This window comes from Paraburkholderia sediminicola, from assembly GCF_046027825.1.
Classification (GTDB): domain Bacteria; phylum Pseudomonadota; class Gammaproteobacteria; order Burkholderiales; family Burkholderiaceae; genus Paraburkholderia; species Paraburkholderia sediminicola_D.
The window spans coordinates 1-1,242 of sequence record NZ_JAQQDU010000234.1 but is presented as its reverse complement, the minus strand read 5'-3'; the positions used below and the strand labels follow the sequence as shown (position 1 = coordinate 1,242).

1 protein-coding gene is annotated in these 1,242 nt (G+C 60.4%); it reads left to right on the top strand.

Features of this window, described 5'->3' with window-relative positions:
• Positions 1–117: 117 nt before the first annotated feature.
• A partial coding sequence (locus tag PQQ96_RS42030; RefSeq protein WP_408303317.1) for an ISL3 family transposase occupies positions 118–1,242 on the top strand: 1,125 nt, incomplete at its 3' end.

The window sequence follows — 1,242 nt, the reverse complement described above, 5'->3', positions numbered from 1 at the left end:
GGTCAAGTGCGGGCGCAAGCCCGGCGAAGCGAACACTTGACGCGCGTGGGGTAATAGGCTGGTGCAGGGCTGGTTGCGGCAGAATGCGGCAACCAGCCCTGCAAGACAATGCGAACAATGACGAATCAAACCCAACTCTTTGAGGCGGCCCTGGGAATCAACGCGCCGTGGTATGTGCAAGGCGTCGATTTCGGCACGGAACTGACGATTGCCGTGGACTTTGTCGCGGGCAGCCGGTTTGCCTACCCCGGGGTGCCGGGTGAACACCCGGTGCACGACACGGTCATCAAACGGCTGCGCCACCTCAATTTCTTCCAGTTTGACTGTTATCTGGAGGTGCGGGTGCCGCGTGTGCGCTTGCCGGACGGCTCGGTGCGGCTCGTGCAGCCTGACTGGATGGGTAAGCTGGATGGCTTTACGCTGCTGTTTGAAGCGCTCGTGCTGACGTTGTGCCGGGAGATGACATTTGCGGCGGTGGCTCGTCTGGTGAACCTGTCGTGGCATCGCGTGAAGGCCATCTGTGATCGGTACGTGGATATGGCCGTGGCCGCGACTGACTTGTCCGAAGTCACTGCGGTGGCCATTGACGAAACCTCGTGCCGACGTGGCCACGACTATGTCTCGCTCGTCGCTGACATGGACGGCAGGCGCGTGGTCTTCGTCACGCCAGGCAAGGATGCAGGCGTCGTCGAACGCTTTGCCAATCACCTGGAGCAACACAACGCAACGCCTGCGCAGATCAAATCGGTCAGCATCGACATGTCGCCCGCCTTCATCAAGGGCGTGGACGAGCATCTGCCCGATGCGCGTGTGACGTTCGACAAGTTTCATGTGGTGGCGCACGCGTCCAAAGCACGCGATGGTGTGCGCCGCGAGCAGCAGAAGACCGATCCTGCACTGAAGGGCATGCGCTGGTCGCTGCTCAAAGATGCTGACAAGCTGAATCTCGCGCAACTGACCGATCTCGAGGCGCTGATCAGCCAGTACACCACCAACCGCACCGCCCGTGCCTGGATGTACCGCGAGCAGCTGCGCGAGATACTCGATCGCAAGCAAATCCATGTGGTCTCCAAGATGTTGCGCCGGTGGTGCAGCAATGTCATGCGTTCCAAGGTCGAGCTCATGAAGGACGTCGCACGAATGATTCTTCGTCATTTCGACGGCATCGTCGCGTGGGCCCAGACGCGCCAGACCAATGGTTTCATTGAAGCGATCAACGGCCTGTTTCAAGCTGCCAAGCGC